Origin of the sequence: Prosthecochloris marina (assembly GCF_003182595.1) — a bacterium.
Taxonomy (GTDB): Bacteria; Bacteroidota; Chlorobiia; order Chlorobiales; family Chlorobiaceae; genus Prosthecochloris; species Prosthecochloris marina.
The window spans coordinates 241,869-258,192 of the sequence record NZ_PDNZ01000004.1 but is presented as its reverse complement, the minus strand read 5'-3'; the positions used below and the strand labels follow the sequence as shown (position 1 = coordinate 258,192).

The window sequence follows — 16,324 nt, the reverse complement described above, 5'->3', positions numbered from 1 at the left end:
ATTTGCTTTGCGGAACTGTGTGTATACTGAATATAGGATTTCGGGTAATATGTTTGACGGAATAATGGTGTATTGTTTGTGCATGAGTCATTTCAGAATGAGAGCGTGTATTATTATGAGACGAATTTTCGTAAAACGCAAAAGTGTTTTTATTGGGCGGTTTGTTGTTATGTGTTTGTTTTTTAAGCGTTTATCTTTTTTTGTTTTTTTTGGCACGTTATTTGTATAACTATATGCAATGCTCCACGCCCGTGGAGTAGAACAGGTGTAATGGGGGACACCTGTTCATAATAAAAGCGTCCCGGGAAACCGGGACGCTTTTTATTTTTATCGCTGATTATTATATCGTTTTGTGCTGCTTCGGATCAGGCAAGTAACGGGGCGAGGTTGTTACAATTTTCTTCAACAATCGCGGCGGATTTCCGCAGCGCTTCGATTTCAGGCTTATCGAGATTGATTTCAAGAATTTGTTCGATACCGTTTTTCCCCAGCTTTACAGGGGCACCGATGAAAATATTGTCGATGCCGTACTGGCCTTCAAGAAGTGCCGAGCAAGGCAGTATTCGTTTGCGGTCGTTGACGATGGCGTCGATCATTTCAACGCAAGACGCTGCAGGTGCGTAATAAGCTGAACCGTCTTTGAGATAGTTGACGATTTCAGCACCGCCTTTGCGTGTTCTTTCAACCAACTGATCGATTGTTTGCTGCGGCAAGAGTTCCGTCAGCGGGATTCCTGCAACACTTGTGTATTTGACGACAGGTACCATGGAGTCTCCATGTCCTCCCAGCACAAAGGCATTGATATCCTGCATGGATACATTCAGTTCTTTGGCGATGAATGATCTGAAGCGTGCAGAATCGAGAACTCCGGCCATTCCCAATATCCGTTCTTTCGGTAACTTACTTCTGACATATCCGACATGAGTCATTATGTCAAGAGGGTTCGATACCATAATGATGATAGGATTTTTGGAGTATTGCATAACCTGATCGGTTACCTCCCTGACAATGGCTGCGTTTTTCATAAGCAGGTCCTCACGAGACATTCCCGGTTTGCGGGCCAAACCAGCAGTGATGAGGACAATGTCGGAATCGGCTGTATCGCTGTAATCGTTAGTACCAAAGACCATTGTGTCAAAAAGTCCTACCGGCCCGGATTCATACATGTCGAGAGCTTTCCCTTGAGGGATGCCTTCAACGATATCGAGAAGTACTACTGTATTCGCGAGTTGTTTTTCTGCAATGCGGTGGGCCGCAGTTGCTCCTACATGGCCTGCGCCAATAACGGTAATTTTCATATTATGTTGCGTTTAATTCTACAGTATGAATATCAGCCAATTGAAGGGAGGTAATGGCGATAATTCCAAGCTTTATTATGAAGCAAAAAAAAAGCCGGCCTTTTACGGTCGGCTTTAGAAATATACGTTTATTTTGTTTTCGAGACAAACAATCAGGCTGGCAGTACGTCGATGTGTTTTTTGTCGTTACGGCCGTTCCTGAAGTGAACCTTGCCGTCTACAAGGGCGTAAATCGTATGATCTTTGCCTATTCCGGCATTGTTGCCGGGTTTGAAGACAGTGCCTCTCTGACGAACAATAATTGAGCCTGCGGAAACAAGAGAGCCACCCGATGCTTTAACTCCCAAATATTTCGGGTTACTGTCACGGCCATTCTTCGTTGAGCCGCCACCTTTTTTATGAGCCATGAGTCAAAATGATTTTTGTTGAAAATGTTATGAGTACTATCGATGTCAAAGAACCTCAACCTGAGTCATCAACTGACGATGGCCGTTCCTTTTTTGATAGCGTTTTCTGCGTTTCTTCTTGAAGACGACGATTTTTTCGTCTTTAAGATGCTCGAGCACTTTCAGCTGGATGTTACCTGAAGGTTCTGTCGATGTCTTCTCCTGGTCAATATGCGCTAAAGGCTCGATGTCTATGATGTTACCGACTTCAGCTTTTTGATGTGGAACGAACAGTTTGTCACCGGTTTTAACCAAGTACTGCTTGTCCGAAATCTTTATCAGTGCCTGCATTATGCTTTTGTGTTAGATTAAGAATTATAGATCTGCAATATATGGTAATCGATGTATTATTTCAAATGGATAATATCGGGTTCACTTCTTTCACTTCAGTCATGAAAATTCGGGTATTTACCGGTCGATACCAAGCTGCTTTACAGGAGAAAGAAAGTTACCGACAGTACCAGGGCGAACATAGTCAGGGAAATGGTAAAAAGATTGTACCATTTTTTATAGTCGGAGCGGCTGCAGGGATATTGCAAAGGCTGAATGGCTTTAATGATATAGCCCATGGTCAAAGCAACCTGAAGAACGATTATTCCCACCTTTATCATAATGCCGACAGTCCATCCATGGAAAAAGAATGCGAGTAAGAGGCCGGAAACAATCGCTGTTTTAAAACCTGCATCGGCTACTTTGGTTTCAAGTTTGATATAGGTCTGCAGGAGCATGGGGTAATCGCCCGGATCATTGTCCGAGCCGGTCAGCTTCGGCTCGAGCGTCTTTAAAAAAAAGAGGGACGCAAACACGGTGCCGAACCAGGTTGCAAACGAGGTTACGTGAATGAAGCGGAGAATGGCGTGCCAATCCATGGTGAATGTCGTTAACAATGGTGAAATCCGGATAGTTACAATACCTTGTATTCGAGGCTTATGAGACAACCTTGATAAACCTTGAATATAGAAAAAACAATGAGGTCTGTTCGGTATAAACATTGCTTACGCTACGTGTTCCGGTTGTAAGGTTCTTGTTTTTTTTAGTGCTCTGAATTAGCTTGATCAATCATGAAAAGGGGATAAACGGTATAAGAAAGCAATGAAATCCATGAAGGTGACCCAGCGGAAAAAAAGTGGTAACGAAACACCGATGATGCGTCAATATCTCGAGGTAAAGGAGCGTTACCCCGAATATTTATTGCTATTCAGGGTCGGTGATTTTTATGAATCGTTTTACGATGATGCGCGCAAGGTTTCAGATGCTCTCAACATTGTCTTGACCCGCCGGTCGAACGGGGCTGCTGCGGATATTCCCATGGCAGGTTTTCCGCATCATGCCTGCGACGGGTACATAGCTCGTTTGGTTAAAAAAGGATACAAGGTTACCGTCTGTGATCAGGTCGAAGATCCTTCGCAAGCAAAGGGGCTTGTGAAACGTGAAATAACGGATATTGTCACGCCAGGAGTGACCTACAGTGATGAAATCCTTGAAGACAAGCACAATAACTATCTCTGTGCACTGGCTTTTTTGAAGAAAGGGCGTGAGAAGCGTGCTGGAATTGCCTTTATCGATGTGACAACTGCAGAATTCAGGATTGCTGATGTATCGCTCGGCCAGGTTGCGGATATGCTGCAGTCTATCCAACCTTCAGAGATTCTTCTCGCTTCAAGAGAGAAGGTTTTTAGAGAGACTATCGAAAAAATATTGCCTTCAGAAGTGGTTGTTACCATGCTGGATGACTGGATGTTCAGCGAAGAAAACACATCGCAGGTAATAGCAAAACATTTTAAAACCCATTCTCTTAAAGGATTCGGCATCGAAGCGGCCTATGCAGCCCAGGTTGCGGCCGGGGTTGTGCTGCAATATCTTGAGGAAACCCGGCAAAATCGTTTGCAATATATCACCAGGGTTGCTCTGGTTGACAGCAGGCATCATATGATGCTCGATCTTCAGACCAAGAAAAATCTGGAAATCATCTCTTCTATGCAGGATGGATCGATTAACGGCAGTTTGCTTCAGGTTATAGATCATACCCGTAATCCGATGGGGGCAAGGCTGCTCAGGCGCTGGCTTTTGCGTCCCCTCAAAAGAATCGAGGAAATACAGTTCAGGCTCGATGCTGTCGAAGCGCTCCATGAAGAGACAGCTGTTTGTACCACCTTGGGTGAGATACTTGGGGGGATCAACGATCTTGAAAGAGCGTTGGCAAGAATCGCGACCTTGCGAAGCATGCCTCGAGAAGTTCGCACCCTTGGGGCGGCTCTTGAAAAAATACCCGATCTCCAAGCATTGCTAAGCGATTCGAAAAGTTCCAAACTTCGAAAACTTTCACAAGATCTGATTCAACTCTCTGAAATAACAACAATCATCGAACAGGCGATCGATCCGGATGCCGGAGCGACACTCCGTGATGGCGGTTATATCAGAACCGGATATAACTCCGAACTCGATGAGCTGCGCTCGGTTTCTTCCAATGCCAAGGGCAGTTTGATGGAAATTCAGCAGGCGGAGCGTGGAAAAACCGGAATTTCCACTCTGAAGATACAATACAACAAGGTTTTTGGTTACTATATCGAGGTCAGTAAAGCAAACAGTAACAAGGTTCCCGGTTACTATGAAAAGAAGCAAACTCTTGTTAATGCGGAGCGATACACTATTCCGGAATTGAAAGAGTACGAGGAAAAAATTCTGACCGCGGAGGAAAAGAGTCAGTTGCTCGAACAGCAACTTTTCCGTGAGCTGTGCATGAACGTTGCTTCCGAGGCGTTGCATATTCAGCAAAATGCTGAAATCGTTGCCGAACTTGATTGTCTGTACTCCTTTGCATGTTGTGCGAAAGCATATCGATATGTTAAGCCGAAAGTTGAAAAACATGGGAATTTGTCTGTCACCAATGGCCGTCATCCGGTGCTTGAACGTATTCTCGGAGTTGATGAGCCTTATGTAGCCAATGACTGCTTTTTCGACAGAAAACAACGCATGTTGATTGTTACCGGTCCGAACATGGCTGGAAAAAGCTCGTTTCTCCGTCAAAACGGTCTTATTGTTTTGCTTGCCCAAGTTGGCTGTTTCGTTCCTGCCGATGCTGCGGAAATAGGGCTTGTCGACAGGATTTTTACAAGGGTGGGTGCATCGGACAACCTTGCTTCCGGGGAAAGTACCTTTCTTGTAGAAATGAATGAAGGGGCTAATATCCTTAACAACGCGACGGAAAAAAGCCTTATCTTGCTCGATGAAATCGGCAGGGGGACCAGTACCTATGATGGAATGTCCATTGCTTGGGCTATGAGCGAATACATTCACAACACCATACAAGCAAGGACACTGTTTGCCACACACTACCACGAGCTTGCCGAGTTGGAAGATCGTTTTGAGGGCATATGTAACTACAATGCCACGGTTGTCGAAACCGCCGATAAGGTGGTTTTTCTCAGAAAAATCGTCAGGGGTGCGTCCGATAACAGCTACGGTATCGAGGTTGCAAAAATGGCGGGTATGCCATCCGAAGTCATCAAGAGAGCCAAAGAAATTCTTTCGGGTATGGAACGAAGGGATATCGCATTTCCAGCAGGGACACAGGGGTCTGAAATTCAGGAAATGCAACCCCGTCAAATCTATCTTTTTGAAGAGGAAGAACGAAAGTTGAAGTATGCGATCGATGCGATCGATATCAATCGCCTTACGCCGATCGAAGCTATTGTAGAGCTGAAAAAGCTTCAGGATCTTGCAGGAAAATAAGATGGACATGGTCGGCAAGAGGTGGAATGCGAAAATTGAAATGGTGTGTAGCTCAGAATGAGTAAACTATCAGTACTGCTTGTTTTTGTGCCTGCTGACAGTGGTGTTGACGGCCCATCTCTTCTCGGTGAATCAGAGCATTCCGGTTTTCTTCGGGGCATAAAGGATAGCGTTCTTAAAAACGTCATAAAGCGGGCGCAATTCGCTATTCCTCCTCTTTCCCTGATGATTCTCAGTTCAGTCGACGAACCCGGTATCGAACAGCATATCTGCGATCTTCGTTTTGAAACATTTCCACTTGACAGAAAGTGGGATCTTATAGGAATCAGTGTCCAGACCGGAGCGGTCAAACCGGCCTTCGAACTGTCTGCACTTTTACGGGAAAAAGGGTTCAACGTTGTTTTGGGTGGTCCGTACGTTACACTTTTTCCTGAACGCTGCTATGTTCATGGAGACGTACTTGTTATTGGAGAGGCTGATGAAATATGGCGGACTGTTCTCAAAGATCTTCGAAATGGAACGTTGCGGAAAGAGTATCGCGTGGATGAACAGCCCGATCTTTCCTGTGGCCACAAGGTAAAAAAAGATGCGTTGGACCTTCATCATTATTTTACTACAAATGTTGTACAGACTACCCGTGGTTGTCCTTACAGTTGTGATTTTTGCAATGTTCATGTCATGAACGGTCATAAAATCAGGCATCGGGATATTTGTGAGGTGGTTCGGGAAGTTGAAGGTTTTCTCGAAAAGGATAAGAGAATATTCTTTTTTCTCGACGATACGGTGAACGCTGATGAAGAGTATGCGGAAAATCTTTTTCGTGAACTGATTCCGTTCAACATTAGCTGGGTGGGACAGGCTACAACCAAACTTGGTGAAAACAGTCGTTTGCTCGATGTTTTTTCCCGGTCAGGCTGTGGTGCACTGCTTGTCGGTATTGAAAGTCTCGCCGAAGAGAGTAACAGGGCACATCATAAATTTCACAACCCTGCCGACCGTCAGGCTGCATGTATTCGCAATATCCGTGAAGCGGGGATATGTGTTTACGGCAGTTTTATTTACGGCCTCGACGAGGATACCCTCGAGCAGCCTGATGCCATAGTGGAGTTTCTGGACAAGACCGGAATAGATGTGCCGGGTATCAATCTGCTGCGTCCAATTCCCGGAACTGAAGTGTTCGAACGCTTGGCGGATGAGCAACGGCTGCTGCACGACCGTGATGATCATGATGCTTTTCGTTTTTCCTGGGGTCAGGAGATGCTTTACCGTCCGAAAAAAATACCGATTGAAACGTTCATTCCAAGTTATACCGCTTTAACCAAGCGGGTCTTTACGGTACAACGGGCATTTCAGCGAGCGGTCAACGCACCTACGCTCAAAAGTGCCGTTCTCATGTTCAATCTCTTTTATGTGCACATGTACAACCTTTCGCGGAAAGACCTTAACCGTCAGAAGGAGGAGCTGGAGATAGGTAATGGGGAATAGGTAATCGGTAATGGGTAATCGGTAATGGGTAATCGGTAATGGGTAATGGGTAATCGGGAATGGGGGGAGTGAGGAAAGTCAGTATGGATGCCGCATCGAGTGCGGCATGATTCTTTGCCTGAAACGTATGCATGGCGACTGGTCGTCATGAAGCAGTGCTTTTGAGACTGCTTCGATGAGGATTTCGATCCCGAAAAGTCGGGACAACGAAGAAATCGAGGTGAGCAATAACTGTATGGAGGTTCTTCAGTTTATCGACTGGATCTCATCTTCGAGTAACTGCTGTGTGTAGAGTTCGGCATAGATGTTTTCTTTTGCCAATAGTTCTTCATGCGATCCTGTTTCCGCTATCCCGCCATTTTGAAGGACGATGATTCGATCACAGTTTTTGACGGTCGAGATTCTATGACTGATAAGCAGCAGAGTTGTGTGAGGTAGTTTTTCAAGCAGAGCTTCGAATATGCCGGCTTCGGTGCTGGTGTCTACGGCTGAAAGGGCATCGTCGAGTATCAGGAGTTCAGGTTTCCAGGCAAGTGCACGTGCAATACAGGTGCGCTGTTTTTGTCCGCCTGAAAGGTTGATGCCTTTTTCGCCCAGCATGGTCTCGAAACCATCCGGAAAATCCATGATATCATCGTAAAGGTTAGCGATCCGGCTCGCTTCGATGATATGGTCCAGATGATCGGAGTTCGTGGTGACGCCATAGTCGATGTTGTTGGCTATGGTGTCGGAAAAAACAAAATTCGTTTGAGGTACGAAGCCGATATGCTGACGCAGGTTGGCAAGCGGTATGGTTCTTATATCCCTCCCGTCAAATAAAACAGTACCGCTTTGCGGATCATAAAGGCGGGGGATGAGGTTCACCAATGAGGTTTTTCCTGAACCTGTCGCTCCGACAATGGCAACCTTGCTGCCTGGCTCGATAGTGAACGAAATATTGGAAAGAACGTCTTGTTCTTCATTTCCGGGATAGTGGAATGAAACGTCTCTGAATTCGATTCGGCCACGAACGTTCTCCGGTAAATCTTCCATTGCGAGACTGTCGGTAATATCTGGTTTCGCATCGAAAATTTCATTGAGGCGGGTTTGGGCTGAAGATGCTTTCTGGATAATGTTAGTAACCCATCCTATAGAAATAATCGGCCAGCTGAGCATGCTGACGTAAATGACAAACTGGGCGATATCACCGATTGTCATGGTTCCGTTCACGACATTGATCCCGCCTACCCAGATAACCGGGATGAGGGAGAGTGCAAGCAGAGCGGTTAAGATGGCAAAGAACAATGCTTGAAGTTTTGCCAGTGATATGTTTTTGCGAAAATAAGTTTGGTTGATTTTTTCAAACTTTTCTGTTTCATGGGATTCTCGCGTGTAGTTTCTGATCACGCGGATACCTGAAATATTTTCCTGTAACAGTGCTGTTATATCGGCATAGCTTTCCTGGATGCTTTTCGTTCGTTTCTGGATCGATTTTCCTATTCTATAGACAGCATAACTGAAAAAGGGGGCTGGAAGAAGTGCGAGCAACGTGAGGTTCGGTGAAATGGTCAGCATTGCGATGACGGCAAAGAAAAGGCGGAAGAATGTATTAATGGAATACATGATTCCCGGGCCAAGGAAATCCCGGACAGCATTAAGATCATTTGTTCCTCGTGCAATCAGCTCCCCCGTGCTGGTTTTATTGTAAAAATTTCTGGAAAGAGTTTGTAAATGAGCATAATAGTCGTTTTTCAAGTCGAACTCGATAATGCGTGAAGCTACGATGATGTTCTGGCGAACCAGGAAGAGGAATATGCTGCCAAGAGCGGCAAAAAGTATATAGAGCCCGACGTTGCTCAGAACATCCGACATGACGAAAGGGCTTTCCAGTACATCGATTGCATTGCCGATAAAGCGGGGGGCGAATACGGCAAAAATGTTTGTCAGAATGATACAAACAATGCCATAAAGCATTTTACGCTTATATCTGAGGAGATATTTTTTCAGCCGTAACAGATTTTTCATCGCTCATGTTTTTGATCTCACGGATGTAATGTATAATAAGAGGATGTAAAAGCCTACAGAGGGACGCCTTTTAGGGAGTACAATTTCTTAAATGAAAGTCATGCCATTCGAGTCGAATAAAAGCTATTACTCTATTGGAGAGGTAAGTAAGATCACCGGGGTTCCCGCTTACCTTCTGAGATACTGGGAAAGGTTTTTCAGTGAATTGAATCCTGCTAGAGACACAAGGGACAACAGGCGGTATACTAACAAGGATATTGCCATGGTTCTGACGATCAAAGGGCTTGTTTATGAAAAAGGATATAAGCTTGAAAAAGCCTCGCTGATAGTCAAAGGGGAGAGTACCGATACCGATACTGACGAGAAAACCGAGGAAATCTTGAAGTTGCGAAAACAGATTGGTCATGAAAAGAAAAATCATGCCATAGCTCATCAGCGTAGGGGAGAACTTTTGCAGGAAATCAAGGGGGAGATCGAAGAGATTCTGCAACTTTTGGGTTAGGCTCCGAGGATGACAAATAAAAAAAGCCGACGATCTTCGCGCCGGCTTTTGATGTCATATTTTCAAACAGTTTCGTTACTGTGCATACAGTACTTCAAACTGCCCTGTACCGCCTTTGCAGACATGTTCTACCCAACGTGCATAAGCGCCTCCGCTCCAGCGATACTCTTCAAGATTCTGCGAGCGGAACTGAGGAGCTGCGTAACGGATTTTGTAGCCTTTTGGAAGTACTACTTTCAGCTGAGCGTCAACGGTAAAGTCATTGAACTTGCCAACCATACCGTGATGAACCAAAGGAATAAGCGGATGATTCAGAACTCTGCGAAGACCACCACCTGCATCTCGTGAAACTCCAGGGAGGTTTCCGTCTACTTTGACTTCGATACCCTGCGAATCGGAACGGAATCCACCTTCGATAGATGCCGGTTTGTTGAGCTGTTCAACAGGGAAAAGCTCGGACCAGCGGGAAATTGAGTCGACAATGCCTGATCCGGCATGAGAGAACTTCCATCTTGATACACCGACCGGGCCTTTTTCGCCACTTTCAACCCCGAAGTTGTTTACCTGTATCGGGGAAATGCGTTGACCACCTTCGTTGATAGCTGTAAAGGCTGGACCGATGAACCAGAACTCGCGAATCCAGTCGTTGAAGTTTGCGCCACCGCCTGAGATCGACTGCTGAAATCCTTCCCATGTGTCGATAAGATCATTGTTTTCCAGAGGAACTTTCATCATGATATCGTGGAACTGTCGTCCCTGCTGGTAGATTGGATTCGGCACGTTTCTGCGAACGGCATCTGAACGGTAGTAGTACATGTTGACTACTGAACCTTCGAAAGAAAACGAGTGGGAAAAATCACCTACTGAAAGCTTGCCTTCACCAACAGCGATTCTTCTGTCTTTGGTTTCGTTGGCAATATCGACTTCGACATTAAGCGTATTCTTCGTGCTATCGACAATTGATTCGATGGCAGTGGTGAACCGTACTGTGCCTTTCTGTCCGTCAAGAGGTTTTGCGTCGATCTTGATGTTGCAATCTGCCGGCAGCAGAGGAAGTGCAGCTGGTGCATTGACTTTAGCACGGCCTTTCACTTGTCCCCAGGAGCTTGAACCACCCTCGAGAATAATCTCGTAATCAGCATGGGCGGTTGTAGTGTCTTTAGTGCCGAATAGAGCCATAATGAATCTCCTTTTTGGTGGCGTTGAGAAATTTCAGCAGGAAATTTATTGCTGGTAATTCCTGTTATATAACAACTTGAAACAAATTTAAAGAATAAAAATAAATAAATAAAGGAAAATATACCTCTTTCATCCCTTTCGATCCAGCGGTTTTTCTCCTTATGTCAACCAGATATGACGCTTTTGTTTTTCTGCAATCTGGAAACACTTCGTTACATTTTTCCTCTTTCGTGGTTTGTCTACGGTTTTTGCTATTTTTGAGCCATCTTTTGTCTTGAAATAAAACAAAAAGGCATGCTACGATCTGCTGAAGCTTGTGGTGACTCTTCCGGTTACTTTCTGCCTGTGCTGAGCGGTATTTTGCTGGGGATTTCGTTTCCGTCATATCCTGTTATTCGCTTTGAGCTGCTTGCATGGATTGCTTTGGTTCCTTTGCTTATTTGCCTGCACGGTGATTTGTCTTTTAAGCGGTATTTCAACCGTGTTTATTCTACGATGTTGATCTTTTGTGCCATAGCACTGTGGTGGGTTTCTCTTGCAACCTTGCCCGGCGGGCTACTCACTATCATTGCACAGGCTTTCTTTTCAACAGTACCCCTTTTACTTTTTTTTGTCCTCAAGAAATATCGGGGATACCGTTTTGCTTTGTTCAGCCTGCCGTTTTTATGGGTTGCATGGGAGTGGCTCTATATTCGTCAGGATCTCTCGTTTGGCTGGCTTGTTTTCGGGAATTCACAAGCACAGCTTAATCCCATGATTCAATATGCCGATATTGCCGGAGTTTGGGGGGTGAGTTTCTGGCTCATGTGTTTCAACGTCATCGTCGTTGACCTATGGTTCCGGTTCAAGTATCGTAAAAAGGTGTTTGTTCATGCTGTATCGCTGGTATCGATGATAGTGCTTCCCCTTGGGTACACTCTTCTGGTTTTTTCAAATCATGATTTGCGGCACCCCCGTCCCGTGGTAACAGTGTCTCTTATCCAGCCAAATATCGATCCGGTTGAAAAATGGCAGAAATATTCCAGTCAGGATATCATGCTTATCTACCTCGGTTTGACGGATCGGGCAATGTCGCAAAACAGTGTAGATCTTGTGCTATGGCCTGAAACCGCGATACCTTTTCGTATTCTCGATGAAAAGAACCGTTCCTATTACGAATTTCTTAAATCAAGGATAAGGCAATGGGGGGGGAGCCTCCTCAGTGGCTATTCGGATATCGTCTATTACACGGAGGCCGAAGTGTCGGGAGAGGAGTTTCTTTACAAGTTTAATCCAGAGGAAAAGCGTTATTATCAAACCTTCAATGCTTCGATGCTGATAACAGAAGGAGGCGATGCTCTGCCGCAAATATACCGTAAGATGAAGCTTGTGCCGTTTGCAGAGAGGGTGCCGTATATGGAATACGCGCCATGGATGGATAACTTTACGCTCTCTCTTGCCGGGATAAGCAGTTGGGGGAAAGGCAGCGACAAGACAATTATGGAGTTCATTACGGATTCGGGAGCGACTGTTAAAACGTCGAACGTCATCTGCTATGAATCTATTTTTCCCGGTCTTGTTGCCGAATTCGTCAAAAGAGGGGCAGAGTTCTTGACGGTCGTCACGAATGACGGCTGGTATGCAAAGTCATACGGGCCTTATCAACATGCCGCTATTGCCAGGTTTCGATGTATCGAGAACCGTCGGTCGATGGCTCGTTGTGCAAATACCGGCGTTTCACAATTTATCGACAAGTACGGGCGTGTGTATGCTGATATTCCCTGGTGGGAAAGACGGTTTCTTACCGCTGAAGTGGAGCGAAACGATATGATGACTTTTTATACACGTTACCCCAACCTCATACCACAAACAGCTACAGGTTTTTCGGGAATACTGCTGCTGATTGCATTTTTCGGTCGACATAAATCAGGCGATAATGACCGGTGAATTATGTTCATAATGTCCATTGATTCATGACCCGGTTTTAAAATAAATATCAATCTTCGCGGTCGAGTCTGTATTTTCTGATTTTTCTATACAGTGTTCTCTCATTGATCCCGAGTGTTTTCGCTGTTTGGCGTTTGTTGCCGTCGTAGGCTTCAAGGGCTTCGGCTATTGCTTGTTTTTCAACTGCCTCGAGAGGAAGTATTTCGGTTCCTTTATTGATGGGTTCAAGGGTATCCTCGGTGGAGGCCAGCCTCTCTCGTTGTTCGGGTAGAGGAGGTGGAAGAAGCAGGGGTTTTTTTGAAGGTTCTTCGTGCGAGTTCTCTTTTTGCTGAAGCAACTGTTTGACCTCGTTTATTTCCTGGTGAAGTCTTATCAGGCTGTTGTAGATGAGGTTCAGTTCGTTTTTTTCCGATTTTTCGGGGTCATGAACCAGTCCTTTGTCTCTGCTTCTTTGCACAAGGTGCCTGTCAAGGGTTTCCGATGTGATCTGTTTCCCTTTTTCGAGAATCAGCAATGATTCAAGGAGATTTTTCAGTTCGCGCACATTGCCGGGCCAGTTATACCTGAGAAGCATTTCTACTGCATCGTTCGTGAAGCCTTCAAAGGAAATGGTGTGCTTGCGTTCGAGATGACGGATAAAATGCTCAGCAAGTATCAGAATATCTTTTCCTCTTTCTCGAAGCGGAGGAAGGTGCAGTTCTACACTGTGAAGCCGGAAATAGAGGTCTTCCCTGAAGCTTTTCGCTGCAACGGCCTGTTGCAGGTTTTTGTTCGTGGCTGCGACGAGTCGTGCATCGGTGTGGATAGTTTCCGATGAGCCAACCCTTTGGAATTCGCCTGTTTCTATGACTCTCAGCAGTTTGACCTGGGTTTCGAGAGGCATTTCGCCGATTTCATCAAGAAAAATGGTGCCCTGGTTTGCGCTTTCAAAATAACCTTTTCTGCTTTGGATGGCACCTGTAAACGCACCTTTCTCGTGTCCGAAAAGTTCGGACTCCAGAATTCCAGTGGGGATAGCACCACAGTTGACAGGAATGAAGTTTTTATGTGATCTCCGGCTATGACCGTGGATGAAACGGGAAAGAACTTCTTTTCCTGATCCAGTTTCTCCTGTTATCAAAACGGTGACATCGGTCTGTGCAACCTGAAGGGCAAGATGTTTCAGCTGTTGGATTGGAGCGGATTCACCAAGAAAATCGATTGTTTTGCTCATCGTCTGATTTAGGACTGGTATGCTATCTTCTTAGTTTACCCGTACGATAAACGAGTTAAATGGAAGTTTTTTTGCTCCGGTTTCGGCATCCTTTCTTGTTCCGAAAGTTTTTTGTGTCCGGACCTTGTGCAAGCCTTTTTCCTGGAAAATGGTGACCGGTGTGTACGGCGCGATGCGATTTGCGAGCTCGCGGGCATTTTCCAGTGAGCCGAAGCTGCCGAACTGGAGTATGAATGATGTTTGTAGTGCAGTTGTGCGGGTGCCACTGGTTGAGGATAGAGCCGATTGATAAGCCGCAAGGCGGGCTTTGCTCAACGAATCGAGAGCAGGATCGGGATAATCCTGAAGCTGTTTGCGGAAAAGGCGAGCAGCCTGTGGACCGTCTTCGGTAAGCAGCGCATCTATGATTGTCTGCTCTGCTTTATTCGTGACTTTAGATCGCAGATTTTCTAACAAATAAACCTTATCTTGCTCCACATACTGAATGATCTGGGCTCTATAATCCATAGTTTGTCTCTCGGCAAGGGATGTTGCCGGTAACATCTGGTAGCCGATGGACAGCAGAAGAACGAACAGTGACGTTTTCAACAAGATCGTAAACATATTTGTTTGCAATGCCTCCCTTTTTCAGGCAATATGGTAAATATTCACGTAAAAAAAATAACCACCTGCCAATTTAGCAATCAGTTCCCATGCAGCATATTTCCGTAAAAGCTTTTGCAAAAATAAATCTCGGTTTGCTTATCACCGGTAAACGTCCTGACGGCTATCATATGCTTGAAACCGTTTTTGCTCCTGTCAACTGGTATGATGAACTGACGTTTACATCTGCCGATGAACTGTCAATGACGTGCAGTAACCTCGACCTTCCATCAGACGATAACAACCTGTGTCTCAAGGCTGCTTCTGCTCTGCGTGATTATGCTGAAATGACAAAAGGAGCAACTATCCGTCTCACCAAGAACATTCCTTTCGGTGCGGGCCTCGGGGGTGGGAGCAGTGACGCAGCGGCAACTCTGAGAGTGCTGAACGTCCTGTGGGGGATTCATGCTCCTTCGGATGATCTCCATGCTCTTGCGGTGAAACTCGGTGCGGACGTTCCCTATTTTCTCGAATCATCGGGGCTTGTATTTGCCTCGGGCATCGGTGAACAACTGCAGGATCTCGAGCGTTCTCTGCCATTCCACATCGTGACGGTTTTCCCGGAAGAACATATTTCCACGGTATGGGCCTACAAGAATTTTTATCCGAAGTTTGAAAGGAAAGTACCTGATTTGAAGGAAATGGTTTTTGAGCTGTGTGAAAACAAGGATCTTACCGTTCTGCCGACTTTTGAAAATGACTTCGAAGCGGTGGTTTTCGATTATTATCCTTCTGTTCGACAGGCTAAAGAAAAACTTCTTGAAGAGGGTGCTCTTTTTGCAAGCCTTTCCGGAAGTGGCTCGGCAGTATTCGGATTGTTTGACCGGCAAGATGCAGCTGAGAAAGCGATGCAGGCTTTCGGTGACAAAAGCAGGGCTAGCCTCACACCACCTTCATTCAAGATGATACAGAGAAGTTGAACCGGTAAAAAAGACGCTGAAAAAGGCTATGCTTGTTGAACACCACCGATTCCAAAAGGAGGAGGTACTGTTTTTTTTGTGTAACCTTCCGTTATCTTTACTTTATAGGGTGCTGCTAATTCGGTCGACAGGTCATGATGTCACGGAGTTCTGCAGCAAAGAGCCGTAAATCCTCGTCCAGAAAATGTGAAGAATGGAGGCGAGCCTGCTTTACACTGTCGAGATCGATGATTGTGTCGATGCAGTGTTGCTTGAATAAAGGGGCTGTTACGAGGGGGGTCCCGTCAGGTCCTGCAACAGATGAATTTCCCCAATAAGTGAAGCTGTCTTCATTGCCTACGCGGTTCACGCAGGCAACGTACGAGCTGAACAGAAATGAATACGTGCTGATTATCTGTTGCCACTGCTGGACGATAGCTGGTTTTTTTTCTCCCGGAGTAAGACGGAGAGGGCTCGACATGAGCACAAAAAGCAGTTTTGCTCCTTGGTGTGCAAGGAGATAAGGAACCGAAACATGCCACATGTCCTCACAGATGGCAATGCCTATTTTTCCAAGTCTCCTCGATGTTATGGCTTCGATTTTTTGTCCGGCGGAAAAGTAGCGCAGTTCTTCAAACATGCCGTATGTAGGCAGATAAATTTTTCTATGGGCACTTTGAGCATGACCGTCCTCGAAAAGAAACGCGGAATTGTAGACTCCATAATCATCACTGAGTTCGATTCCGCCACAAATGATCGTTATTTCCCGGCTGAGTTCCTTCAGGGGGTCAAACGCCTTGTCATCGACATGCAGCGCGATATCCTGGGCGGCATCCTGTACATTGTACCCGGTCAGAGACAGTTCCGGAAAAGCGATCGCATGGATATCGTCGTCTATGGCTTGTTCAATCATCGTTCTGTGCTGGGCGAGGTTTTCCTCGAAATTAGCGAGAACGCAGTCGGTTTGCGCTATTCTCAACCTTGATCTGTGCATGGTG

At 45.7% G+C, this 16,324-nt stretch carries 14 protein-coding genes; 5 read left to right on the top strand and 9 right to left on the bottom strand.

The window, feature by feature from the left end; translation table 11 throughout:
* Nucleotides 1–365 precede the first annotated feature (365 nt).
* From mdh to CR164_RS07285, 4 genes are all read right to left on the bottom strand, one after another.
* On the bottom strand, nucleotides 366–1,298 hold the full coding sequence (mdh, locus tag CR164_RS07300) for a malate dehydrogenase (RefSeq protein ID WP_110023267.1): 933 nt from the start codon (nucleotides 1,296–1,298) through the stop codon (nucleotides 366–368).
* Between the two features lie 152 nt (nucleotides 1,299–1,450).
* A complete protein-coding gene (gene rpmA / locus CR164_RS07295) occupies nucleotides 1,451–1,705 on the bottom strand; it encodes a 50S ribosomal protein L27 (protein WP_110023266.1) in 255 nt (84 codons plus the stop codon).
* Nucleotides 1,706–1,750: 45 nt separating this feature from the next.
* Nucleotides 1,751–2,035 (bottom strand): 50S ribosomal protein L21, encoded by a 285-nt coding sequence (rplU, locus tag CR164_RS07290; RefSeq protein ID WP_110023265.1) that lies wholly within the window; start codon nucleotides 2,033–2,035, stop codon nucleotides 1,751–1,753.
* Between the two features lie 140 nt (nucleotides 2,036–2,175).
* Nucleotides 2,176–2,613, bottom strand: coding sequence for a hypothetical protein (locus CR164_RS07285; RefSeq protein WP_110023264.1), 438 nt, complete (start codon nucleotides 2,611–2,613; stop codon nucleotides 2,176–2,178).
* Nucleotides 2,614–2,845: 232 nt separating this feature from the next.
* On the opposite strand from CR164_RS07285, the gene mutS reads away from it, so the two are divergent.
* Both mutS and CR164_RS07275 read left to right on the top strand, forming a co-directional pair.
* Complete coding sequence (gene mutS, locus CR164_RS07280) at nucleotides 2,846–5,476, top strand: DNA mismatch repair protein MutS (protein ID WP_110023357.1); 2,631 nt, start codon at nucleotides 2,846–2,848, stop codon at nucleotides 5,474–5,476.
* A 57-nt stretch (nucleotides 5,477–5,533) separates the two neighbouring features.
* A complete protein-coding gene (locus tag CR164_RS07275; RefSeq protein ID WP_110023263.1) occupies nucleotides 5,534–6,961 on the top strand; it encodes a B12-binding domain-containing radical SAM protein in 1,428 nt (475 codons plus the stop codon).
* A 246-nt stretch (nucleotides 6,962–7,207) separates the two neighbouring features.
* Here the strand turns inward: CR164_RS07275 and CR164_RS07270 are convergent, their stop codons facing one another.
* Nucleotides 7,208–8,965 (bottom strand): ABC transporter ATP-binding protein, encoded by a 1,758-nt coding sequence (locus tag CR164_RS07270; protein ID WP_110023262.1) that lies wholly within the window; start codon nucleotides 8,963–8,965, stop codon nucleotides 7,208–7,210.
* Nucleotides 8,966–9,065: 100 nt separating this feature from the next.
* Between CR164_RS07270 and CR164_RS07265 the strand changes: the two genes are divergently transcribed.
* The gene (locus CR164_RS07265) at nucleotides 9,066–9,467 is read left to right on the top strand and encodes a MerR family transcriptional regulator (protein ID WP_110023261.1); all 402 of its coding nucleotides are present in this window, start codon (nucleotides 9,066–9,068) and stop codon (nucleotides 9,465–9,467) included.
* Nucleotides 9,468–9,542: 75 nt separating this feature from the next.
* Here the strand turns inward: CR164_RS07265 and CR164_RS07260 are convergent, their stop codons facing one another.
* Complete coding sequence (locus CR164_RS07260) at nucleotides 9,543–10,646, bottom strand: bacteriochlorophyll a protein (protein WP_110023260.1); 1,104 nt, start codon at nucleotides 10,644–10,646, stop codon at nucleotides 9,543–9,545.
* Nucleotides 10,647–10,940: 294 nt separating this feature from the next.
* Here CR164_RS07260 and lnt point away from each other — a divergent pair, with 294 nt between their 5' ends.
* Nucleotides 10,941–12,572, top strand: a complete 1,632-nt coding sequence (lnt, locus tag CR164_RS07255; protein ID WP_110023259.1) for an apolipoprotein N-acyltransferase — start codon at nucleotides 10,941–10,943, stop codon at nucleotides 12,570–12,572.
* A gap of 49 nt (nucleotides 12,573–12,621) precedes the next feature.
* Here lnt and CR164_RS07250 read toward each other — a convergent pair whose 3' ends face one another.
* Both CR164_RS07250 and CR164_RS07245 read right to left on the bottom strand, forming a co-directional pair.
* Nucleotides 12,622–13,785 carry a sigma-54 interaction domain-containing protein gene (locus CR164_RS07250; RefSeq protein WP_110023258.1) on the bottom strand — a complete coding sequence of 388 codons (1,164 nt, stop codon included), beginning with the start codon at nucleotides 13,783–13,785 and terminating at the stop codon, nucleotides 12,622–12,624.
* Between the two features lie 30 nt (nucleotides 13,786–13,815).
* Entirely contained in the window at nucleotides 13,816–14,388 is a 573-nt protein-coding gene (locus CR164_RS07245; RefSeq protein ID WP_110023257.1) for an SPOR domain-containing protein, read from the bottom strand.
* 89 nt (nucleotides 14,389–14,477) lie between these two features.
* Between CR164_RS07245 and ispE the strand changes: the two genes are divergently transcribed.
* The gene (gene ispE / locus CR164_RS07240) at nucleotides 14,478–15,347 is read left to right on the top strand and encodes a 4-(cytidine 5'-diphospho)-2-C-methyl-D-erythritol kinase (protein WP_110023256.1); all 870 of its coding nucleotides are present in this window, start codon (nucleotides 14,478–14,480) and stop codon (nucleotides 15,345–15,347) included.
* A 115-nt stretch (nucleotides 15,348–15,462) separates the two neighbouring features.
* Here ispE and CR164_RS07235 read toward each other — a convergent pair whose 3' ends face one another.
* Nucleotides 15,463–16,320 (bottom strand): nitrilase-related carbon-nitrogen hydrolase, encoded by an 858-nt coding sequence (locus tag CR164_RS07235; RefSeq protein ID WP_110023255.1) that lies wholly within the window; start codon nucleotides 16,318–16,320, stop codon nucleotides 15,463–15,465.
* Nucleotides 16,321–16,324: the final 4 nt, after the last annotated feature.

What these genes read in the sequence shown, in the direction of transcription:
- ispE (WP_110023256.1), top strand. Translation starts at nt 14,478, where the DNA reads ATGCAGCATATTTCCGTAAAAGCTTTTGCAAAAATAAATCTCGGTTTG.
- lnt (WP_110023259.1), top strand. Translation starts at nt 10,941, where the DNA reads ATGCTACGATCTGCTGAAGCTTGTGGTGACTCTTCCGGTTACTTTCTG.
- CR164_RS07235 (WP_110023255.1), bottom strand. Translation starts at nt 16,320, where the DNA reads ATGCACAGATCAAGGTTGAGAATAGCGCAAACCGACTGCGTTCTCGCT.
- CR164_RS07260 (WP_110023260.1), bottom strand. Translation starts at nt 10,646, where the DNA reads ATGGCTCTATTCGGCACTAAAGACACTACAACCGCCCATGCTGATTAC.
- mutS (WP_110023357.1), top strand. Translation starts at nt 2,846, where the DNA reads ATGAAGGTGACCCAGCGGAAAAAAAGTGGTAACGAAACACCGATGATG.
- CR164_RS07250 (WP_110023258.1), bottom strand. Translation starts at nt 13,785, where the DNA reads ATGAGCAAAACAATCGATTTTCTTGGTGAATCCGCTCCAATCCAACAG.
- rpmA (WP_110023266.1), bottom strand. Translation starts at nt 1,705, where the DNA reads ATGGCTCATAAAAAAGGTGGCGGCTCAACGAAGAATGGCCGTGACAGT.
- CR164_RS07270 (WP_110023262.1), bottom strand. Translation starts at nt 8,965, where the DNA reads ATGAAAAATCTGTTACGGCTGAAAAAATATCTCCTCAGATATAAGCGT.
- rplU (WP_110023265.1), bottom strand. Translation starts at nt 2,035, where the DNA reads ATGCAGGCACTGATAAAGATTTCGGACAAGCAGTACTTGGTTAAAACC.
- CR164_RS07285 (WP_110023264.1), bottom strand. Translation starts at nt 2,613, where the DNA reads ATGGATTGGCACGCCATTCTCCGCTTCATTCACGTAACCTCGTTTGCA.
- CR164_RS07275 (WP_110023263.1), top strand. Translation starts at nt 5,534, where the DNA reads ATGAGTAAACTATCAGTACTGCTTGTTTTTGTGCCTGCTGACAGTGGT.
- CR164_RS07265 (WP_110023261.1), top strand. Translation starts at nt 9,066, where the DNA reads ATGCCATTCGAGTCGAATAAAAGCTATTACTCTATTGGAGAGGTAAGT.
- CR164_RS07245 (WP_110023257.1), bottom strand. Translation starts at nt 14,388, where the DNA reads ATGTTTACGATCTTGTTGAAAACGTCACTGTTCGTTCTTCTGCTGTCC.
- mdh (WP_110023267.1), bottom strand. Translation starts at nt 1,298, where the DNA reads ATGAAAATTACCGTTATTGGCGCAGGCCATGTAGGAGCAACTGCGGCC.